This window comes from Marinobacter bryozoorum (assembly GCF_023156245.1).
In the GTDB taxonomy this organism is placed as follows: domain Bacteria; phylum Pseudomonadota; class Gammaproteobacteria; order Pseudomonadales; family Oleiphilaceae; genus Marinobacter; species Marinobacter bryozoorum.
This window is the reverse complement of sequence record NZ_JAKZAH010000007.1, coordinates 145,302-164,776: the sequence shown is the minus strand read 5'-3', so window position 1 is coordinate 164,776 and position 19,475 is coordinate 145,302. Positions and strand designations below refer to the sequence as shown.

General features: G+C 61.1%; 20 protein-coding genes. 5 read left to right on the top strand and 15 right to left on the bottom strand.

Going from position 1 to position 19,475, the window contains the following annotated elements; genetic code table 11:
* Positions 1-102: 102 nt before the first annotated feature.
* Positions 103-1,290, bottom strand: coding sequence for an NnrS family protein (locus tag MLC59_RS06585; protein ID WP_248232331.1), 1,188 nt, complete (start codon positions 1,288-1,290; stop codon positions 103-105).
* A gap of 135 nt (positions 1,291-1,425) precedes the next feature.
* On the opposite strand from MLC59_RS06585, the gene MLC59_RS06580 reads away from it, so the two are divergent.
* Positions 1,426-1,800, top strand: coding sequence for a SirB2 family protein (locus MLC59_RS06580; protein ID WP_248232329.1), 375 nt, complete (start codon positions 1,426-1,428; stop codon positions 1,798-1,800).
* 53 nt (positions 1,801-1,853) lie between these two features.
* On the opposite strand, the gene MLC59_RS06575 is transcribed toward MLC59_RS06580, so the two are convergent.
* The 13 genes from MLC59_RS06575 to MLC59_RS06510 all read right to left on the bottom strand — a co-directional run bounded on the left by MLC59_RS06575 (position 1,854) and on the right by MLC59_RS06510 (position 16,018).
* Positions 1,854-2,681 (bottom strand): ion transporter, encoded by an 828-nt coding sequence (locus MLC59_RS06575; protein ID WP_248232322.1) that lies wholly within the window; start codon positions 2,679-2,681, stop codon positions 1,854-1,856.
* 177 nt (positions 2,682-2,858) lie between these two features.
* A complete protein-coding gene (locus MLC59_RS06570) occupies positions 2,859-5,525 on the bottom strand; it encodes a nitrate/nitrite transporter (protein ID WP_282450867.1) in 2,667 nt (888 codons plus the stop codon).
* Between the two features lie 232 nt (positions 5,526-5,757).
* A complete protein-coding gene (locus tag MLC59_RS06560) occupies positions 5,758-6,909 on the bottom strand; it encodes an NnrS family protein (RefSeq protein WP_248232319.1) in 1,152 nt (383 codons plus the stop codon).
* 87 nt (positions 6,910-6,996) lie between these two features.
* Entirely contained in the window at positions 6,997-7,662 is a 666-nt protein-coding gene (gene trhA / locus MLC59_RS06555; RefSeq protein ID WP_248232318.1) for a PAQR family membrane homeostasis protein TrhA, read from the bottom strand.
* Between the two features lie 109 nt (positions 7,663-7,771).
* On the bottom strand, positions 7,772-8,488 hold the full coding sequence (locus MLC59_RS06550) for a Crp/Fnr family transcriptional regulator (protein WP_248232311.1): 717 nt from the start codon (positions 8,486-8,488) through the stop codon (positions 7,772-7,774).
* 119 nt (positions 8,489-8,607) lie between these two features.
* Positions 8,608-10,071 carry a nitrite reductase gene (locus tag MLC59_RS06545; protein ID WP_248232348.1) on the bottom strand — a complete coding sequence of 488 codons (1,464 nt, stop codon included), beginning with the start codon at positions 10,069-10,071 and terminating at the stop codon, positions 8,608-8,610.
* 20 nt (positions 10,072-10,091) lie between these two features.
* A complete protein-coding gene (gene cobA, locus MLC59_RS06540) occupies positions 10,092-10,955 on the bottom strand; it encodes a uroporphyrinogen-III C-methyltransferase (protein WP_427901703.1) in 864 nt (287 codons plus the stop codon).
* 11 nt (positions 10,956-10,966) lie between these two features.
* Positions 10,967-12,166: a heme d1 biosynthesis radical SAM protein NirJ gene (nirJ, locus tag MLC59_RS06535; protein WP_248232309.1), complete on the bottom strand. Its 1,200-nt coding sequence runs from the start codon at positions 12,164-12,166 to the stop codon at positions 10,967-10,969.
* Positions 12,167-12,282: 116 nt separating this feature from the next.
* Complete coding sequence (ahbB, locus tag MLC59_RS06530; RefSeq protein WP_248232308.1) at positions 12,283-12,810, bottom strand: siroheme decarboxylase subunit beta; 528 nt, start codon at positions 12,808-12,810, stop codon at positions 12,283-12,285.
* Positions 12,785-13,273 carry an Lrp/AsnC family transcriptional regulator gene (locus MLC59_RS06525; protein WP_248232307.1) on the bottom strand — a complete coding sequence of 163 codons (489 nt, stop codon included), beginning with the start codon at positions 13,271-13,273 and terminating at the stop codon, positions 12,785-12,787. Before MLC59_RS06525 ends, ahbB (MLC59_RS06530) begins: the two co-directional genes overlap by 26 nt.
* Entirely contained in the window at positions 13,257-13,769 is a 513-nt protein-coding gene (gene ahbB, locus MLC59_RS06520; protein WP_248232346.1) for a siroheme decarboxylase subunit beta, read from the bottom strand. The genes MLC59_RS06525 and ahbB (MLC59_RS06520) overlap by 17 nt, the downstream gene beginning before the upstream one ends.
* Before the next feature lie 29 nt (positions 13,770-13,798).
* Entirely contained in the window at positions 13,799-14,263 is a 465-nt protein-coding gene (locus tag MLC59_RS06515; protein WP_248232305.1) for an AsnC family transcriptional regulator, read from the bottom strand.
* A gap of 27 nt (positions 14,264-14,290) precedes the next feature.
* Positions 14,291-16,018: a nitrite reductase gene (locus tag MLC59_RS06510; protein WP_248232300.1), complete on the bottom strand. Its 1,728-nt coding sequence runs from the start codon at positions 16,016-16,018 to the stop codon at positions 14,291-14,293.
* Positions 16,019-16,233: 215 nt separating this feature from the next.
* On the opposite strand from MLC59_RS06510, the gene MLC59_RS06505 reads away from it, so the two are divergent.
* From MLC59_RS06505 to MLC59_RS06490, 4 genes are read left to right on the top strand one after another with little or no spacing between them, the layout of a single operon-like run.
* On the top strand, positions 16,234-16,590 hold the full coding sequence (locus MLC59_RS06505) for a c-type cytochrome (protein ID WP_248232298.1): 357 nt from the start codon (positions 16,234-16,236) through the stop codon (positions 16,588-16,590).
* 23 nt (positions 16,591-16,613) lie between these two features.
* Positions 16,614-17,825 (top strand): cytochrome D1 domain-containing protein, encoded by a 1,212-nt coding sequence (locus MLC59_RS06500; protein WP_248232297.1) that lies wholly within the window; start codon positions 16,614-16,616, stop codon positions 17,823-17,825.
* Between the two features lie 38 nt (positions 17,826-17,863).
* Positions 17,864-18,652, top strand: coding sequence for a CbbQ/NirQ/NorQ/GpvN family protein (locus MLC59_RS06495; RefSeq protein ID WP_248232289.1), 789 nt, complete (start codon positions 17,864-17,866; stop codon positions 18,650-18,652).
* Positions 18,618-18,992, top strand: a complete 375-nt coding sequence (locus MLC59_RS06490) for a hypothetical protein (protein WP_248232282.1) — start codon at positions 18,618-18,620, stop codon at positions 18,990-18,992. The genes MLC59_RS06495 and MLC59_RS06490 overlap by 35 nt, the downstream gene beginning before the upstream one ends.
* A gap of 239 nt (positions 18,993-19,231) precedes the next feature.
* On the opposite strand, the gene MLC59_RS06485 is transcribed toward MLC59_RS06490, so the two are convergent.
* Positions 19,232-19,471, bottom strand: a complete 240-nt coding sequence (locus MLC59_RS06485; RefSeq protein ID WP_248232275.1) for a cytochrome C oxidase subunit IV family protein — start codon at positions 19,469-19,471, stop codon at positions 19,232-19,234.
* Between the last annotated feature and the right edge of the window lie 4 nt (positions 19,472-19,475).

Genomic DNA, 19,475 nt, shown 5'->3' with positions numbered 1-19,475 from the left:
TGTTGCCAGCCCTTGATGTGGAACCACCACACCTTCGGACTGGCGCCTTGGCCAGAGGCCCCAGCGTCACGCAGTAGGTCAGCGAATTAACCAAACGGGACACTAGCCGGGCTTGCCGTCCGCTCGCGGACTGGCCAGTACGACGGTATACCGGGCCAGGAAGATGGCGTAGGCCAGTGCCCACAAAATGCCGCTGGCGGTGATGCCCAGGTGCCAGGGGAGTCCCTGGAACGCGGTGACTACCCGCACCAGGGCAGCCAGGTGAATGGCTACGAATGCCAGCACCATCCCTTTCGGAAGCACCATGGGCCGACCGGTGTGGCCCAGTGAAACCCGCGCAGTCACCCCCAGGATAAGGCAGGCGATGGCTCCTGTGCCTGCGGCGTGGCTCCAGGCATTGGCTGGCCAGCCGGCGACAAGGGTGCCAGCAAGCAATATCAGAGCCACGGGGACCCAGAGTATGGACAAGTGCAGAATCCACAACAGGGGTTCCTGGCGCACCAGCCAGCCTTTCCAGTTGTACAGACGGACCAGCATGAGTGTCGCGGCCACCAGGGCGAGGCCGGCGGTAACCATGGCCCAGCCGGTGACCAGTGATGCCAGCAGCAACACCATGCTAAACAGCGTAGCCATGTCCAGCGCCGGTATCACTTTGACCTGGTCAGCCGGCAGCCCCCGCTGGCGCATCCAGCCCGCAGAGAAAGCGGGGGTAATCCGCCCCCCGACGATGCTGATCAGTGCCATGCCCATGATCAGTGCACCGTAGGCGTACACCGGGTCCAGGCGCACCACGAATGCTATCTGCATCAGCCAGAACAAGCCCAGCACCACCAGGATCATCAGCTGACGTTTCTGGCGGGCATGCCAGATGCGCCAGCCGGCGTCCAGCATGACCAATGGCAAGAAGGCGAGGTTGACCCCCTGCACCAGCCAGTACGGCAAGTCACCTCCGGCTGTCAGCAGGACCCGTGCGGCTACCCATACGCCCCAGAGCAGTAGCAGGCGGGCCCCGTGGGTACGCTCGGTACCGGTCCAGACACAGACGGCGGTAAGCAGAAAGCCGGCTATCGCCGCAGACAGGAAACCAAACAGCATTTCGTGCTGGTGCCACAGCACGCCCGGCATGGCCAGGGGCAGCTGGATGGTGCCGGTCACCTGCAGCACCCAGAGTGGGATGCCCACCAGGGAAAGCAGTGTTAGCGACAGAAAGAAGATGCGGAACGGGTAGGCAAAGAGTTGCGCTGCGCTGGCGCCGGCACGCGCACTCCGGGGTGTGGATATGGCCTGCATCGCGGACCTCCGCTTTAAAAGAGTATTGTGTGTATATATTAAGCCGGCTAACCGGTTGTGGCTATACCCGCTTGGAGGTAATCGTTCCCTGTATCACGTACAATGCGGCCAACATACTGGATCGGAAAGGAAAACATGGCGTACACAATACTCAAGCACCTGCACATGACCACCGCCTACCTCACGGTGGTGCTGTTTTCCCTGCGCTTGTTGCTGGACCTGGTGGGCAAGCCGGGCTGGCGGACAACGCCGCTGCGCTGGATTCCCCATGCCAACGACACGGTTCTGCTGGTGGCGGCCATCAGCCTGTTGTTTGTCACACCCTGGATGCCCTTCGTTAATGACTGGCTGACCTGGAAAGTGTTCCTGCTGATTGGCTATATCATTGCTGGCGTGTTTGCTATCAAGCCGAAGTTCAGTGTGCCGGTTCGGGTAGTGGCTGCGGTGGTGGCCTATCTGCAGGTCGGGCTGATCTTCCACCTGGCCATGTCCAAGGCCGTGCCTTTCTGATTCCAGGCTGTACCACCCGGCGTTTCCCGGTGCCGGGTGGTACGGTCCTGCTATCAAGGCCGGCGGCCGTGGCCCAGCTGATCTGACAGCTCGTTCAGCTGGGCCTGGATAGCCGTGAGCTGGCGGGCCATCTCGTCCCGCTCATCGTGGGCCTTCTGCGCTTCCTTTCTGTTTTGTTCCTCGCTCATCACCTCCAGGATCGCGCCGATCATCATGTTCAGGAACACGAAGGCCGTGAGGAAGATGAACGTCAGGTAGTAAAGCCAGCTGAGCGGATATTGCTCCATGGTGGCGTACATTACGTCGGTCCAGTCCTCGAAAGTCGCGACCCGGAACAGGGTCAGCATGGCGATGGCCACGTCGCCCCACAGGGTTTCATCCACCTTTGCGAAGAACATGGAACCCATGGCCGCGTAAATGTAGAAGATGATGAACATCAGCAGGGCGATATAGCCCATGCGGGGGATGGCCTTGAGCAGGGAGTTGATCAGGAAGCGCAGCTCCGGCACCACTGAAACCAGGCGTAAAACCCGGAAGACCCGCAACAGGCGGCCCAGCAACACGGCATCGGCGTTGTTGAGTGGGATCAGGCTGCCAACTACCACCAGGGTGTCGAACAGGTTCCAGCCATCCAGCAGGAAGCGTTTCTTGTTGGGACACGCGGCGAACCGGAACAGGATCTCGATCAGGAAGAATACGGTGATGGCATTGTCCATCACCGTCAGGCTGCTCTCCACCAACGGCGGAAGGTCGTAGGTCTTGGCGCCGATGGTGAGGGCGGACAGGATGATGATGGCAATCACCGCGCCCTGGAAAATCTTGCTGGATTCAATACGGCGCAACTGGTGCAACCCGGACATGGGGCTCAGGTCGGCAGACATAACAACAGCTCCAGGTGGACAGGACGCGGCGATTCTAATGCGACTGCGGGGCAGGGTATAGGGTAGCTTGATTAAAACTGGTATGGCTGGCGACTGATGGTCCCGGCGTCTGTGGACCATTTGCGGGGGCTGCAACGAAAAAGCCCCCGGAAACCGGGGGCTGTTTGTGGGAAGGGTTCAGCAGGGTGAGGGTGCGTTCTTTCTCGCGTAGTACCACCAGGTCATGACCAGGCAGCTGGCGTAGAACACGATAAAGCCGATCAGGGCGGCGGCAACCCCGCCGGTCAGGTCAATGGATGTGCCATATGCCTTGGGGATGAAAAAGCCGCCATAGGCGGCAAAGGCAGAGATAAAGCCCAGTACCGCCGCGGACTCCCGGTTGGCCGCTTTCTGGGCCTCGTCCGCCTTGCCCGGCATCTCATTACCCAGCAGGTTGCGGAAGATCACCGGTACCATGCGGAAGGTAGAGCCATTGCCAATGCCGCTGGCTATGAACAGCACCAGGAAGCAGCCGAAGAAGCCCCAGAAACTGCCGGGCGTCAGGTCGCTTGGCAGGAAGAAGATAACCCCGATCACACCCACGATCATGACCGCAAAGGTCCACAGGGTAACCCGTGCACCGCCCAGTTTGTCAGCCAGCATGCCCCCCACCGGACGTGCCAGTGCACCGACCAGAGGGCCCAGGAAGGCATACTTCACCGGGTCCACGTTCGGGAACTGCATGCCGGAGAGCAGCGGGAAGCCGGCGGCAAACCCGATAAAGCTGCCAAACATACCCAGGTACAGCCAGCACATCAGCCAGTTGTCCTTACGCTTGAAGATAACCGCCTGCTCCTTGAAGCTTGCCTTGGCATCGGCGATATCGTTCATGCCGAACCAGGCGGCCAGGCTCGCGATAATGATCAGCGGTACCCAGAGGAAGGCGGCATTCTGCAGCCACAGTGGGTCGCCAGCATTGGCGCCTTCCTGGATTGTGAGCGGATCACCACCGATGGGACCGAACAGGCTGGTGGCAATGACCAGCGGGCCAAGCAGCTGCATCCCCGAAACACCCAGGTTGCCAAGGCCTGCATTCATGCCCATGGCACCGCCCTTCTGGGCCTGTGGGTAGAAGAAACTGATGTTGGCCATGCTGGAGGCGAAGTTGCCGCCGCCAAACCCGCACAGCAGGGCGAGGATCAGCATGATGAGGTACGGGGTGTCCGTATTCTGGATGGCGAAGCCAATCCACAGGCATGGCAGCAGCAGCGAGGCAGTGGAAATCGCTGTCCACCGGCGTCCCCCAAAAATGGGCACCATGAAGCTGTAGAAAATCCTCAGGGTGGCACCGGAAAGGGCGGGCAGTGCGGCCAGCCAGAACAGCTGGTTGGAGCTGTACTCAAAGCCCAGCTGCGGCATCTTGACCACCAGGATGCTCCAGATGGTCCATACCGCGAAGGCGAGGAACAGGTTGGGGATGGAGATCCACAGGTTGCGCTTGGCAATCTTCTTGCCCTTGCTTTCCCAGAACTCCGGGTCTTCCGGGCGCCAGTCTTCCAGCACAAAGGCATTTGGCGTGGAGAGTTCCGGGAGGTCGGTTTTCTCTTCCCTGGCGGTCCATTCGACCCGCTCGGCGGTGCGGATAGCGTAGTGCATCCAAGCCAGTGCCACAGAGACGATCAGGAACAGCAGCATGAACGTGCTCTGATAGACACCAATCACGTCATTGAGCATGCCGAAGGTCAGGGGCAGGAAGAAGCCGCCGAGACCGCCGATCATGCCGACGACGCCACCCACAGCGCCAACACTCTTCGGGTAATACACCGGAATATGCTTGAACACCGCAGCCTTGCCCAGGGACATGAAGAAGCCCAGCACAAAGGTAAGCGCAACGAAACCAGCCAGGTTCATGGCCAGGCTGAAGCGGATATCGCCATTGATACCGTGGATCACGTATTCCGTGGGGGGATAGCTCAGCAGGAAGGTGCAGACTGCGGATGCGATAAACGTCCAGTACATCACCCGACGAGCGCCGTACTTGTCTGACATCCAGCCACCGAGGATCCGGAACAGGGAAGCCGGAATGGTGTACAGGGCGGCGATCATGCCCGCCGTCTTGATGTCCAGCCCATAGACCTGGATCAGGTAGTGGGGAAGCCACAGGGCCAGGGCCACGAATGCCCCGAATACGAAGAAGTAGTACAGGGAGAAGCGCCATACCCGCAGGTCGGCCAGTGGGCTGAGCTGGGCGATAAACGACTGTGACCGCCGCTCGGCTCTCTCACTGGACAGCGGATCTTCCTTGGCCAGGAACAGGAAAGCCACGCCCATGACGGCCATCACGGTGGCATAGACCAGCGCCGTGTTCTGCCAGCCCAGGGCCACCAGCAAGAAAGGCGCTCCGAAGTTGGTAATCGCGGCGCCCACGTTACCGGCGCCGAAAATACCAAGGGCCGTACCCTGTTTGCCCGGTTCGAACCAGGCCGATGTGTAGGTGACACCGACGATAAACCCACCGCCGGCGAGCCCGACGCCGAGGGCACCGACCAGCAACATGTAGTAGCTGGTGGCAAACGTCAGCAGGTACACGCAGGCCGCAGTAATCAGCATCAGGATACTGAATACCCGGCGACCACCGAACCGGTCGGTCCAGATGCCAAGGAACAGGCGGCTTATTGAGCCGGTCAGGATCGGGGTCGCCATCAACAGGCCAAGCTGGGTATCGGAGAGGCCGAAATCCTGCTTCAGCTTGATGCCGATGATGGAGAAGATCGTCCACACCGCGAAACACAGTGTGAAGGCGAAGGTGGATATCGCCAGGGCCCGGTTCTGGGCGCCTTTATCGGGTACAGCCGATGTCACCATAGTTGCACACTCCAGGTGGCTGATTTTGAGTACTATGGGGCGACTGTAGTCATGGGGAGTCGGTCACTGGTTGATAAAGGTCAAGGAACGTCCGCCGGGAATGCGGGTCCGGTAAACGCTCCGGTCACGGGCGTGTTTCTGCCCTAATAAGTCCATTAAAACAGTGTGTTATGGGTTATATTCCCAAAGAGGTAGCCTTGTGCTGGTCCGGGTCATTGGAGGTAATCACTGATTACACGTGCCGGGGGGCCATTTTTCCGGGGGCACGCCGGGGGATGATCATGGTCACGAAAACCAGCAGGTAAGCTGTGGACCAGGCACCCGCGGAAAGCCACAGCTGAAACGGCGAGGCCCAGGGCGATGGGCCGGCCATGAAACGGGTAATCGCGGCCACAGTCATCAGGGTACCCAGGCTGATCACCAGGTAGCCCGGAGGAGGGCGGCGTTCACGCCGCTGGAAGTGCAGTCGCAGCATGATGCTGGTGGACAGGGTGCCGAGGGCGCCGATGGTTACCATATGCAGGCTTGCGGCCGGGGACAGGCCCAGTAACAGGGCGGCACCGGTAACCAGGCTGCCCGTGGCCAGCCAGCCATAACCCGCTGCAAGAACGAGCAGGTCAGGGCGCTCCGGGCATAGCCAAAGTTTCCAGCGCAGGGTACGTAGCGCGATGAGCACGCCCGCAAGAATTAACAGGGGGGCACTGAGCATCCGCACCGGTGATACCAGGTAACACACCGCGGCAGCGAGCAATGTAATGATCAGCGCTGCTTCCACGCGGGGCTGTACCCTGGCCTCCAGGGTGATGCCTTTCTTCTCCAGCGTGCCCGCTGCAGCGGGGGCGATCAGGCGGCCGCCCATGAAAGTCATCAACAGGAGCAGGCACAGTACGCCGAAGTGCATCAGTGTGGTAGTGCTTACCGCCAGGGTGACGGACACAGCAGGTAACAGCCGGTCAATGACAAACCATATCACCGGTACCAGACACAGAACGAGGATCAGTGGTCCGGTAATCCGGTTGCGCCATTTTTTCGCGGCCTGGAACCGTGGTACTACCTGCCACGCCAGTATCAGCGCGAAAACGGGGCTCGCCAGCTGTCCCGGCCAGGACGAAGGGGCCAGCAACCAGAGGATCCTCGCTGCCACCCAAAGCCCGAGCAGCAACCAGAGCTTTCCGGGTGGCTGGGGACCAAGGGTATAGCCGGCTACCAGGGCCAGGGCGAACCCGAATACCAGTTCGTGGCCATGACCGGCTCCCAGCAATCCGGGTGGCCAGCCCAGGCCGCCGTAGGCCGCCAGCAATGTCAGCGGAACAACGAGGGCCCCATGCAGGGCAGCCGCCGGGAAGAACAGAGCGAAAGCGTGGGTTTGCCGGGCTCGGGCCATGAACAACTGCCAGTTACAGGGGGGTATTTATCCCATTAAAATATATAACAAATAAATGTTAATCAACGGTCAGCCCCGGCGCCAGATTCAGGCCACGTGGGGCAAAACACCGAAATAAATCGCGCTGAAATGACAGGCACTGCCGCCGATGACGAACAGGTGCCAGATGGCGTGCATATAGGGAATCCGGTCCAGCAGGTAGAAAACCACCCCGACGGTATAGACCAGGCCGCCGGCGATGGTGAGGTGCAGGGCAGTTTCACTGAGGCTGTTCACCAGGTCTGCCGAGGCAAACACGATCAGCCAGCCCATGAGCAGGTAGATTCCCACACGCACCAGCCGGAACCGGTGTTTGAAGACCACTTTCAGGATGACGCCGCTGAGGGCCAGGGACCAGATAATGGAGAAGAAGGTCCAGCCCACGGTGCCCCGCATGTTCACCAGCAGGAAGGGGGTATAGGTGCCGGCAATCAGCAGGAAGATCGCACAGTGGTCCAGGGTCTTGAAGACAGACCTGAGCCTGGGGCTGCGGCTGCCGTGGTAAAACGCAGAGGCCATGTAAAGCATGATCAGCGTCGCGCCGAAGATGCTGAAACTGACCATTTTCCAGGCGTCACCCATCTGGCCGGCTGCCACCACCAGGGCGATGGTCCCGATCACACTGAGCACCGCTCCGATGCCATGGGTCGCACTGTTAAGCCATTCCTCGATACGGTGGTGAATGCTGTCCGGGCGGGCTTCGGTAATCGTCATGGGGCGTCAGGCCGTCTTCTGGTTGTCCCGGCGCAGCGGGCAGCCGGGATGCTTTGAATGTTTTGCCTGAATCGTATCACAGTGGCGCGAGCGTACAGCCGGCTGGCTTTTAAAGTCGGCTTTTTGCGTTCTTGAGACGGGAGAAGGTTGCCGGTACGACCCCAAGCCAGGCGGCCAGCTGGTTGTCCGGCACCCGCTGGACCAGTTCCGGGTATTCCTCCAGCAACAGCTGATAACGTTCCCTGGCCGGCATGGTCTGCTTGCGGAACTCGCGCATGCTGGTCAGTTCGGCCAGTTCCTCGGTCAGCGACAGCGCGAACCGGGCCCATGCCCCTTCACCGCGTGCGGTAACGGCGGCCCGGAAGGCCGGGAAGCTGGCCGTCCACAGGGTGCAATTGGTGACCGTGGTCAGGCACAGGGTATTGCGACGGGTGCGGGTACGGCCGAAAACGGGCCATACCAGGTCACCTTCGGAGAAGAAGTGATGTACCGCGATGCGGCCGGACGGTGCCTCCCGGTAAAGGCGCATGACACCATACTGGATCAGGTAGACCTGGCTCCAGGGGGAGTCGTGCACCTCCAGTGTGGTCTCCGGCTCCAGCTTGCGCTGCTGGAACAGGTGGGCCAGGTCACCGAGGAAGCGGTTATCCGGGGATTCGCTGTGTTCGTGGTCCAGGCGCATGCCGAACACCCGGCTCAAACTGTTGACCAGGGCCAGGGATGCCGGCGGCGCTGACTGGTGAAGGATCTCCGGTTGCAGGGAGTCCAGCAGGCAGGGTGACGACGCCGGGGCATCGTATCCGGTATCTTCGTAGCCTTCGCTCATGATGGGCACCAGACTTTGAGTGAATACCTGGCCATTATTCCACTATTCGCAATGCATGTTAAGGCGGGTGGCCTGATTGTCATGGAGGGGCCCCTCCCGGCAGCAACGGGGCCCGCCAATCAGTGGCTGGTGCCTTCCTCATAGTGAATCTTGTTCCACACGTTGTACTTCCCGGAAGGCTTGTTCATGGGGATACGCTTCTCCTCTTCCAGGGTGTCCGCGTCGTAGACGATGACTGCACCGTCCTGATCCCACACGCTGAGCAGCAGTTTCTCGCCGTACCGGTCAAATTCCACATGGGCGGCCACTTTCCCGGGCGCTGGTTGCAGGGTTTTGACGATCTCCAGGGACTGTTTGTCGATTACGTGGACCTTGTCCTTGTTGGGGCCGAAGAACACATCCACCCAGGCGTAGCGGGAATTTTCGTGGCTGCGCATGAAAAACCCGGGGCCTTCTGTTTCCAGGGTCTTGATGACCTCCCAGTTATCCATGTCGATGATGGATACGGCGCCGGTGCGGAAATGGGGGGTTGCCATTACCCGCCGCCCTTCATATTCCCAGGTGATACCCGATCCCAGGTGTGGCATGCCGGGCAGCGGCAGGTTCGCGATGGTGTCGCCGGAGTCCAGGTCGATAACATGGCCGTGCTTGCCATCCCGGGCTGCGCCGATCAGGTGGTCATAGCCCGGGTCAAAGAAGAAGTCGTCCAGCCAGGTGTCGGTCTGCATCCGCCGGACATTAGCCTTGCCGTTTTCCACGGTGATCTCCCAGGCTTCGGGAATATCCTTCAGGGCGGCGATAAAGCTGTCGCGGGGCGGCGCGGTGTAGACGGCGCTCACCCGGGACGTTTCGTCGCCGCTCGCGACCGGGAGAATCTCCATCAGCTCGAGATTGTCCGCATCAAACAACACCAGGGTGTGGGGCAGGTAGTTGGCCGCCATGACGTAGTGGCCATCGGCGGAGACGGCGATGTTACGCATGTTGATACCTGCACGGACCTCGGCAGTGACCTTCAGGTTGTACAGATCGTATTTGGTGATCCAGCCGTCCCGGGAGCCAAAATAGACAAAGCGTCCGTCGGGGCTGTATTTGGGGCCACCATGCAGTGCGTAGCGGCTGGCAAACCGGTGGATGGGCTCCATGGAGTCGCCATCGAGCAGGGTGACGTGGTGGTCGCCGATTTCCACCACCAGGAACAGATTCATCATGTCTGCATCATAGGCGGGCTCATCCGGTAGCTCCCCCGCCGGGTGGGGCAGCCGATGGCTGTCGGTAATGTCCGTTCTTTCCCACGTCGGGGTGGTTGCCGGCGGCTGATAGATATACTCGGCGAGGGCGGCAACGGAGGCGTCATCCAATACATCGCCGAAGGCCGGCATCTGGGTGGCGGGCCGGCCATGGCGAATGGCTTCCTCGGCCTGGGGCATCTTCAGGCGGGAGAGGTTCTCCGGTAACAGCGCGGGACCCATGCCGCCGAGGCGGTCAGCGCCATGGCAGCTGGCGCAGTGTTGCTGGTACAGGGTTTCGGTATCGGCTGCCGCGTGCAGTGTTGCGGGTAGCAGCAGGCTGGTCGCCAGTACCATCAGGGTTTTCTTACCTGGACTCACGCGGGTCTGCCTCCTGCGGAAAGTGCCGGTTGCGGGGCAGGAGCATGGGTCCAGCCGCTACGGGCCGGCTGGGCCAGTGACGCTGCCAGTTTCACCACCTCACCAACGATGATAAGGGTGGGGGGCTGGAATCCTTCCCGGTTGATGGTCGTTTCAAGCCCTGAAAGGGTCGTCACTGCCATGTGCTGCTGGGGCGTGGTACCGCGCTCAACCAGCGCCACCGGGCAACTTCCGGGCAAACCGTGGGCGGTCAGCTCCCGCACAATGGTGGGGGCGTTGTGCAGGCCCATGTAAAACACCCGGGTCTGGCCCGGGGCGGCCAGCACCTGCCAGTTCAGCTCCAGGGCCTGGTCAGACTTGCGGTGTCCGGTGACAAAGGTGACGCTCTGGGCATAGTCCCGGTGGGTCAGGGGAATGCCACAGTAAGACGCGCAACCGGCGGCGGAGGTAATGCCCGGAACCACCTGGAAGTCGATGTCGTTCTCCACCAGGAATTCGGCTTCTTCACCGCCCCGCCCGAAAATGTAGGGGTCGCCGCCCTTGAGGCGAACCACCCGGCGTTGGCGGACCGCCAGCTGTACCAGCAATTCGTTGGTTTCCTCCTGGGGGACGTAGTGGCAGCCGCTGGCCTTGCCCACATGAATCAACTCGGCCTTCGGGTTGACCAGTTCCATGATTTCGGGGGACACCAGCCGGTCGTAGACCACAGCATCCGCCTGCTGGATCAGCATCAGTGCCCGCAGGGTCAGCAGGCCCGGGTCACCGGGGCCTGCGCCGACAATGGCCACTTCCCCGACCCGCAAGGGTTGCTCCGCCAGCAGGAACTCCACCAGGCATTTCTTGTGTGGACGCTTGTTCATGGCGCGGTTCCTTACAGGTTGTGGACCGGGATTTCGACCGCCTGGGCGGCCACGCGGCGGGGCAGGTCATCGACCACACCGATTTCCTCATTGGTGAGGTAGCAGCCAGGGTCTTCTTCCCAGAAGTCGCCGGTGACGTTGTAGGCCCGCACCCGGGTATTGCCGTTGCAGATGGACAGGAACTTACACTCAGCGCAGCGCCCCTTGACCGGCCGGGGGTGCTGGCGGAAGCCCTGCATCAGCGGGTCCTTTGTCTCTGACCAGATTTTCGAGAACGGCGTCTGCCGTACGTTGCCCAGGTCGTGGTCCCACCAGAAGGTGTCCGGGTGCACCACCCCCAGATTGTCGATATTGGAAATATTGACGCCGGAGGCGTTGCCCCCCCAGTTGGTGAGCCGCTGGGTGAGGGCATCCACCTGGTCCGGGTAGTGCTCTTTTGCCCATTCGATCAGGAAGGGGCCGTCGGCGTCGTTGTTGCCGGTGACGTATTCCCGCTCAATGCCACGTTTGAGTTCGTCGTGGCAGTGATTGAACAGCAGGTTCATGGCGTCACGGGTCATGTCGTACCAGGCGTCGCGCTTGCGGTTGCGTCCGCCACGGCCGGAGTAGTTCAGGTGGGACAGGTAGAACTTGTCGATGTCGTGCTCGTCGAGCATCTCCAGCATGGCCGGCAGCTCGGGGTAGTTGTCCTGGGTCAGGGTAAAGCGCAGCCCCACCTTGATGCCGGCCTGCTTGCACAGGGCGACCGCGTGCATGGACTCGCGGAAGGCGCCCTTTTTCTGGCGGAAGGTGTCGTGGGTCTGTTCCAGGCCATCAATGCTGATGCCCACATAGTCGTAGCCAACGGCGGCGATCCTGTCGATGTTCTCCTCGGTGATCAGGGTGCCATTGGTCGACAGGCCCACGTAGAAGCCCATCTGTTTGGCGCGGTGGGAAATATCGAAGATATCCGGGCGCATCAGCGGTTCACCGCCAGACAGGATCAGGACCGGTACGCCGTAGGCCTTCAGGTCGTCCATCACGGTATAGACTTCTTCGGTGCTCAGTTCGCCCTTGAAGTCGATGTCGGCGGAGATGGAGTAGCAGTGTTTGCAGGTCAGGTTGCAACGCCGGATCAGGTTCCAGATCACCACCGGAGCGCGGGGCTTTGGCACCGGGCGTACCGGGGTGGGGTTCATCAGGCTCTTGATGTAACGGGTCATGCGGAACATGGTTTCTCTCTCTCATCGGGAGTGGCTTTCCTGCCTCTCCGGGCGGGCCTTTACCGGCTCTGTGCCCGTTCACTATCGCCCCGGGGGGCGTGACTCCATACCTTTGATGGAGTACTTCAGGAGGTAGCTTTCTCTCTTCGCAGTCTTAATCCGGTTTTTTTCAGGATGGCGGAACTGTACAGAATGGTGTCCCCCGCCGAGGTGTCCCCCAGCAGTTTGCGGATTTGCCCCGCCTTGGCTTCCACTTCGTCCCGGCTGGTGCCGTGCACCATGGCAAACAGGTTGTAGTTCCAGTACGGCAGGTGCCGTGGGCGCCGGTAACAGTGGCTGACAAAGGGCAACTCGCCCACCCGCTGACCCATGTCCGAAATGGCATCGTCACGCACATCCCAGACGGTCATGCCGTTAAACCGGTAGCCCAGCTTGTAATGGTCCGGCACTGCGGCCACCCGGCGGATAACGCCGGTCTGTTGCATGCGCTGAAAACGGCTGAGCACATCCTCCGGGTTCATGCCCAGTTGCTCGCCCAGGGCGCCCCAGGGGGCGCTGACCAGGGGCAGGCCGGCCTGGGTGGCCAGCACCAGTTTCCGGTCCTGTTCATCCAGCGTGGCGCCGTTGTCAGACAGGGAAGTACAGGTGGACATGGAACTCTTCCTCTTTGGGCATGTTGTAGACCGGGTAGCCGGTGACCGCTTCGATATCGGCGATGACACGGTCGATGTCTTCGGGGGTTTCGGTGGCCAGCACAAACCACATGTTCAGGTCGTGTTCCCGGCGGTAGTTGTGGGCGACTTCATCCAGCTGATTGACCTGCCCGGTTACCCGGGCAAAGTCAGGTTCGGGGATCCGCATCGCGGCCAGGGTCAGCCCGCCGCCCATTTCGCCGGCGTGGAACATGGGGCCGAAGCGCGTCAGGACCTTTCGTTCAAGGAGGTCGCGCAGGGTGTGTAGCAAGTCGGCTTCGCTGATGCCCAGCTCCTCCGCTACAGCCGCATAGGGATAACGCACCAGTGGCAGGCCGCACTGCAGGCGGTTAATCACCGCCCGCTCAAGCCCGGTGAAAGTGCCCGGTGTGTCGGTCTCCGGTCGCTCAGTGACGGCCGACATAGCATGCTCCCCGTTGCCGGTATGCCTTGGTGCTGAACAGGACCGCGTGAGGGGTGTGTTGCAGGCCCTGGTCAGCGATCAGTCTGTCCAGCTGGGCCAGTACCCGCGGCCGGTCGATGCCATGGATCATGCAGAACAGGTTATAGGGCCAGTCCGGCAGCCGGCGGGGGCGCTGGTAGCACAGGGTGACAAACGGCATTCTGGTCATGGCCTGACCGATAGCGTGTACCTGATCATCCGGGATGTCCCAGACCACCATGGCGTTGGCGGTGTACCCCAGGGTGCGGTGTTTCACCACAAGCCCCAGTCGCTTGATCAGGCCCTGTGCCTGCCATTGCCGGACCGCAGCCATGACTTCATCTTCCGTCAGCCCTGAGCGCTCGGCCAGGGTCTGGTAAGGCTTTGGTGTCAGCGGGAGCCCCTTTTCCAGTTCCCGCCGCAGGCGCAGTAGACCCCAGGCGCTGACAGGGCCACCGCCGGGCGCCTCGGGGGCGATGGCCAGGTATTCCGGTGAAGGTGACAGGATCACGGCAGCGCCTCCCAGTCGATCTCGAAGCCCAGGTCAATGTGGTAGCCCTCCACCATGGGGAGGCGCAGCATGGGAAGCCTGAGCTGTTGTTCCAGTTCGTCCAGCCGCTCTTCCAGGACGGTTTCATCCGGTGCGGTCATGACAAACCAGAGGTTATAGGTGTGCTCCCGGGCGTAATTGTGATTCACCCCCGGGGCACGGTTGATCCGGGCGGCCACCAGGTCCAGTTGCTGTTCCGGTGCCGCCACCGCAGCCAGCAGGCTTGCACCTGCCCGGCTGTGTTCAAAAACGGGTCCGACCCGGCTGACGACCTGGTGGTCCTGGAGTGACTGCAGCCGCCCGATGACCTCTTCCTCGGTAATGCCCAACTGCCGGGATACTTCCAGGAAGGGCCGGTCACAGACGGGCAGGTCCCGCTGGTAGAGGTCAATCAGTTGCCTGTCAGTGGCATCCAGTTGCATAGGGCGTCTCCTCCGGGTCGGAACCGGTCAGTACACGTCGTGCTGGGTGTTGTAGACGTTGAACTTGCCAGTCGGTGTCACCAGCCGCTCATCGGTGATTACCTTCTTCAGCTCACGGGTCTTGTCGTCGACCACCACCAGGGCAGATTTCTTGTCCTGTGTGTTCCAAACCGAGAACCAGACTTCATCACCCTTCACGTTGTACTCCGGCTGGACGACCCGCTTCGGGCCTTCTCCCAGGTCCGCCCATTCGGCGATGGGCAGCACTTCGTAGCCGGCTTCGAGGTCGTTGATATCAAACACCGCAACGCTCTGGCTGATGGTTTCAGCCGGGTTCAGTGCGGTGTCGACCCAGAGGTTGCTGGATTCCGGATGGGTCTTGATGAACAGTGAACCACCGCCCTGACCGTCCAGGGTCCGCACCACTTCCCAGGCCTTGTCGGGGTGACCTTCCGGGTCGGTGCCGATCAGCTGGATGGTGGGGTCACCCAGGTGGCTGGTTGCCCAGACCGGGCCATGCTCCGGGTCCACGAAGTTGGCGCCACGACCGGGGTGGGGAATCTTGCCCACATCCACGATGGCTTCCAGGTTACGGTCCTGGGAATCGACCACCGCGATCTGGTCCGAGTTGTTGGCGGCTGTCATGAAGTAACGCATGCTGGCGTCCCAGCCACCGTCGTGGAGGAAGCGGGCGGCATCGATGTTGGTGATGGAGAGGTTGTCCAGGTCCTCATAGTTCACCAGCATGATCTTGCCGGTTTCCTTCACGTTGACGATGAACTCAGGATGCTTGTGGGAGGCCACGATGGCCGCTACCCGTGGCTCCGGGTGGTATTCCTGGGTGCCCACGGTCATGCCCCGGGTGCCGACAATCTTCTTCGGCTCCAGGGTCTGGCCGTCCATGATCACGAACTGGGGCGGCCAGTAGGTACCGGCGATGGCCAGCTTGTCTTCCCAGCCCTTGTACTTGGAGGTTTCCACCGAACGGGCCTCCATGCCGACCTTGATCTTGGCGACGGTGTCGGGCTCTTCCATCCACAGGTCGATCATGTTGACCAGCGCATCCCGGCCGATCACGAACACATAGCGACCTGATGCAGACATACGGGAGATGTGCACGGCGTAGCCGGTGTCGATGATGTGCGCGATTTCGTGGGTGTCGCCGTCAATCAGGGCCACCTGGCCGGCGTCCCGCAGGGTCACGCTGAACAGGTTTTCCAGGTTCAGGTCGTTCATCTGCTTGGTGGGGCGCTCCTCGGGGGGCACGATGACTTCCCAGGTGGCCTTCATCTCTTCGAGGCCGTATTCAGGGGGCTGGGGCGGTTCGTGCATGACGTACTTGGCCATCAGCTCGACTTCTTCCTCGGTGAAGTCACCGGAGGTCAGCCAGTTCGGCATGCCGGCCGGCGAGCCGTAGCTGATAAAGGCCTTGAGGTAGTCGATCCCCCTTTCCTGGGTGATGTCCGGCGTCAGTGGCTTGCCGGTCGCGCCCTTGCGCAGGACACCATGGCAGCCGGCGCAACGCTCGAAATAGATCTGCTTGGCCTGTTCGAATTCGGCGTCGGTCAGGTCGGGTGCCCCCGGTGTGCGAACCACCTTGGCCGATCCAGGGTCAATCGGGCTGGGTGTGCCCTCATAGGCCGTCGCCGCCGGGTCATCAGGATGCTTGGTGGCGTCATCGGCTGCCATGGCGCCAAACGACGCTACGGCAACCGCAAGTGCCAGTGGCTTGATAAACGGGTTGGTTACTCTCATCAGGTTCTCTCCTTGGATTAAAGAGTCCCTCTAGGTTTCGCCTGTTTGGTTGTTTAAACATTGATCAATATCAGGGGGCGCAGGTTTGTGTGATCACTACCCAAAGGTGGGTATACCCAAAGAGTGCTGGTATCGGTCCGGGCTTTTAACCATGATCAAGGATGTGTTTTTACCCGGTTGTCAGGATGCCCTTGACGACCGGAAAGGAGCGGGACTTGGACAAATCATCAGGCAGAACCCGGCTGCGGTGGACGGCGGTTGCTGCAATCGCGGGGCTTTTTGTCGCACCGGCCCACGGGGAAGGTAACGGTAACGTTATCGATGAAGCCGAGCTGGCCAACATGGTTATCCAGGACTGTGGCTCCTGCCACGGGCTGAAGTTGAAGGGTGGCCTTGGTCCGCCATTATTGCCTGAAAACATTGACCGCCTGCCGGAGGACGCCATAGCCGCCATCATCCGGGAAGGGGTACCAGGTACCGCCATGCCCCCCTGGAAAGCGCTGCTGACCACCGAAGAGATTCGCTGGATCAGTGAGCAGCTCAAATCTGGCAGCCTGGTAGCACCCAGATGACCACTGTGAAGGAAGGATTCGCCATGAGTTTCAACAGAATTACCTCGCCCTTTCGACTTTCCCTGGTTCTGCTTTCACTGGCCGGCTGCCAGTCGCTGTCCGGGAAGCCGGAACAGGCCGGGCTGGTGGGCACGGGCGATCTGGGGCTGATTGTTGAGAGGGCCTCAGGCTCGGTGCTGGTGGTCAACACCTCCCGCCGTGAAGTACTGGGCCGGGTAGAAGGGTTGGGGGACCTGTCCCATGCCTCGGTGGTCTACTCCCGGGATGCCCGCTACGGATTCGTCTTCGGGCGGGATGGCGGTCTGACGAAGGTGGACCTGCTGACCCGCTCCATTGTGGACCGGGTGATCCAGTCCGGTAACAGCATCGGCGGTGCCATTTCCCAGGATGGCCGCTATGTTGCCGTCTCCAACTATGAGCCCGGTGGTGTGAAGGTGTTCGACAGTGAAACCCTGGAACTGGTAGCGGATATCCCGGCTACCTGGACCAACGACCAGGGCGAGGCTGCCCGGTCCAAGACTGTCGGCCTGGTGGATGCACCGGGTAACCGGTTTGTGTTCAGCCTGTTCGACGCGGGCGAGATCTGGACCCTGGATATGGTTGACGGTGAACCTGAGGTGACCCGCTATCCGGCTGGAAAGGCGCCCTATGACGCCCTGATCACACCGGATGGTCGCTACTACATTGCTGGTCTGTTTGGTGAGGACGGCCTCTCTATGCTGGACTTGTGGGAGCCGGAAGCCGGCGTAACCGAAGTGCTGCCGGGCTACGGCAAGGGTGAACAGCAGCTCCCGGTTTACAAGATGCCCCACCTGGAAGGCTGGGCCATTGCCGACGGTCGCGCCTTCATGCCGGCGGTAGGCCACCACCGGGTGCTGGTGGCCGATATGAACGACTGGTCACTGGTGGACCGGATTCCGGTGCAGGGTCAGCCCGTCTTCGTGATGGCCAGCCCGGACAACCGCCAGATCTGGGTGAGCTTTGCCCACCCGAAGAACGATGTGGTACAGGTGATTGACGCCAGGACCCGTGAAATTGTCCGCACCCTGGCGCCCGGCAAGGCGGTGCTGCACATGGAGTTCACGCCCCGTGGCGAGGAAGTGTGGGTGTCTGCCCGGGACAGCAACCGGGTGACCGTATACAACACCCGCACCCTTGAGCCGGTAGCGGAGCTGAATGCGGAAAAACCCAGTGGTATTTTCTTCACCAGCCGTGCCCATACGCTTGGGTTGTGAGTCTCACCCGACAGTCTGAACTCAGAGGATAGTAACCAATGACGTTTTACCAACCGGTTGGTAACGAGATCGAACTCTTCCAGGCAGCCGCCGACAACGGCTTGCCGGTACTGATCAAGGGGCCTACCGGCTGCGGCAAGACCCGCTTTGTCCGCTACATGGCGGAGCAGCTGGGGCGCCCGGTGTATACGGTGGCGTGCCATGATGACCTTACCGCCGCCGACCTGGTGGGACGCCACCTGATCGGACCGGAAGGTACTTATTGGCAGGACGGTCCGCTGACACGGGCCGTGCGTGAGGGGGGCATCTGCTACCTTGATGAAGTGGTGGAGGCCCGCAAGGACACCACCGTGGTACTGCACCCGCTGGCGGATGATCGCCGGGAGCTGCCTATCGAGCGCACGGGAGAAGTGCTGACGGCTGCGCCGGGCTTTATGCTGGTGGTGTCCTATAATCCCGGGTATCAAAGCCTGCTCAAGGGTATGAAGCCCAGTACCCGGCAGCGTTTCGTGTCTCTGAGCTTTGATTATCCGGAGGCGGAAGCGGAGCAGTCGATCGTGATGGAAGAATCCGGTTGTGACCGGGAGCTTGCCGGTCACCTGGTGAACCTGGCCCAATCGGTGCGAAACCTGAAGGACCATGACCTGGAAGAGGCGGCGTCAACCCGTTTGCTGATTCATACTGCCCGGCTGGTGAAGGCGGGTGTACCGGTGACTGACGCGTGCCGCGCGGGGATGATTGAGCCTTTATCCGACGATGAAGCAACCGTCAGCGCACTTATGGAGGTGGTGTATGCCGTATTCGGGAAGCCAGGCGAAGGCCAGTAATGGCGCAGTGGTGCCGGTCATCTGGTATCTGCTGAACCTGCTGGCGTTGCCGGTTATCGGGTTTGGGGTGCTGGTGTGGCTGTATCTGCGTTCGGCGGAGATGCCGGCGCTGAAACGGGCCCATGTGCGGGCGGCATTTTATATGTCGATTCTTGGGGCGATTCTGATTTTCAGTGGTGTGGCCGGGTTCTGGCTGGCTTTCGGTCATACCGGGAACTTCTGGACCGGGGCGATTGTGTGGGCCATCGTGCTGCATACGAGTTTTGTTTTGTGGGGGATGATTGCCCTGGCCCAGGCTATTGGGGATAAGCCTCCCTATTTTCCGCGGCGGTTTGTTTGAGTCCGCGACTTCTGCTCGAGACTTTATGTTTGTGGTGGAGGAAGCGGCCGGGGAGGCCTTTCCGGGACACGCTCCTAAAGGCACTTCCCTGTGTCGCTTGGGCTCCGCCATCCCTGGCTCCGCACAGTCCCGGAAAGGCCTCCCCGGCCACTCCCTGCGGACCGTCGGGTATAGTCCGCGGCTGGGGTTGTGCGACTTTCAGGAAAAGCCTTCCCGACCAGTCCCCTGCACCCAGAAAACTAAAGCACCCAACGAACTCCCGCCAAAGCCGCAACCACAACCACAGCCCACCCCTGGGCAGCAAGACGCCACCCCCTCGGGGCATGCTTCATTTCCATAAAGTGATCCACCAGCAGGATGGCCTTGATGAGGACCAGGGTGAAGACCATCCAGACCAGGACGGTTGCATCAGCGCCCAGTTGCAGGGCGATCACCGGGGCCATGGTGCAGGCCAGCAGGATCAGGTATACCGTTGCCATTAAC

What these genes read in the sequence shown, in the direction of transcription:
- MLC59_RS06585 (WP_248232331.1), bottom strand. Translation starts at nt 1,290, where the DNA reads ATGCAGGCCATATCCACACCCCGGAGTGCGCGTGCCGGCGCCAGCGCA.
- MLC59_RS06580 (WP_248232329.1), top strand. Translation starts at nt 1,426, where the DNA reads ATGGCGTACACAATACTCAAGCACCTGCACATGACCACCGCCTACCTC.
- MLC59_RS06575 (WP_248232322.1), bottom strand. Translation starts at nt 2,681, where the DNA reads ATGTCTGCCGACCTGAGCCCCATGTCCGGGTTGCACCAGTTGCGCCGT.
- MLC59_RS06570 (WP_282450867.1), bottom strand. Translation starts at nt 5,525, where the DNA reads ATGGTGACATCGGCTGTACCCGATAAAGGCGCCCAGAACCGGGCCCTG.
- MLC59_RS06560 (WP_248232319.1), bottom strand. Translation starts at nt 6,909, where the DNA reads ATGGCCCGAGCCCGGCAAACCCACGCTTTCGCTCTGTTCTTCCCGGCG.
- trhA (WP_248232318.1), bottom strand. Translation starts at nt 7,662, where the DNA reads ATGACGATTACCGAAGCCCGCCCGGACAGCATTCACCACCGTATCGAG.
- MLC59_RS06550 (WP_248232311.1), bottom strand. Translation starts at nt 8,488, where the DNA reads ATGAGCGAAGGCTACGAAGATACCGGATACGATGCCCCGGCGTCGTCA.
- MLC59_RS06545 (WP_248232348.1), bottom strand. Translation starts at nt 10,071, where the DNA reads ATGGTACTGGCGACCAGCCTGCTGCTACCCGCAACACTGCACGCGGCA.
- cobA (WP_427901703.1), bottom strand. Translation starts at nt 10,955, where the DNA reads ATGAACAAGCGTCCACACAAGAAATGCCTGGTGGAGTTCCTGCTGGCG.
- nirJ (WP_248232309.1), bottom strand. Translation starts at nt 12,166, where the DNA reads ATGTTCCGCATGACCCGTTACATCAAGAGCCTGATGAACCCCACCCCG.
- ahbB (WP_248232308.1), bottom strand. Translation starts at nt 12,810, where the DNA reads ATGTCCACCTGTACTTCCCTGTCTGACAACGGCGCCACGCTGGATGAA.
- MLC59_RS06525 (WP_248232307.1), bottom strand. Translation starts at nt 13,273, where the DNA reads ATGTCGGCCGTCACTGAGCGACCGGAGACCGACACACCGGGCACTTTC.
- MLC59_RS06515 (WP_248232305.1), bottom strand. Translation starts at nt 14,263, where the DNA reads ATGCAACTGGATGCCACTGACAGGCAACTGATTGACCTCTACCAGCGG.
- MLC59_RS06510 (WP_248232300.1), bottom strand. Translation starts at nt 16,018, where the DNA reads ATGAGAGTAACCAACCCGTTTATCAAGCCACTGGCACTTGCGGTTGCC.
- MLC59_RS06500 (WP_248232297.1), top strand. Translation starts at nt 16,614, where the DNA reads ATGAGTTTCAACAGAATTACCTCGCCCTTTCGACTTTCCCTGGTTCTG.
- MLC59_RS06495 (WP_248232289.1), top strand. Translation starts at nt 17,864, where the DNA reads ATGACGTTTTACCAACCGGTTGGTAACGAGATCGAACTCTTCCAGGCA.
- MLC59_RS06490 (WP_248232282.1), top strand. Translation starts at nt 18,618, where the DNA reads ATGCCGTATTCGGGAAGCCAGGCGAAGGCCAGTAATGGCGCAGTGGTG.
- MLC59_RS06485 (WP_248232275.1), bottom strand. Translation starts at nt 19,471, where the DNA reads ATGGCAACGGTATACCTGATCCTGCTGGCCTGCACCATGGCCCCGGTG.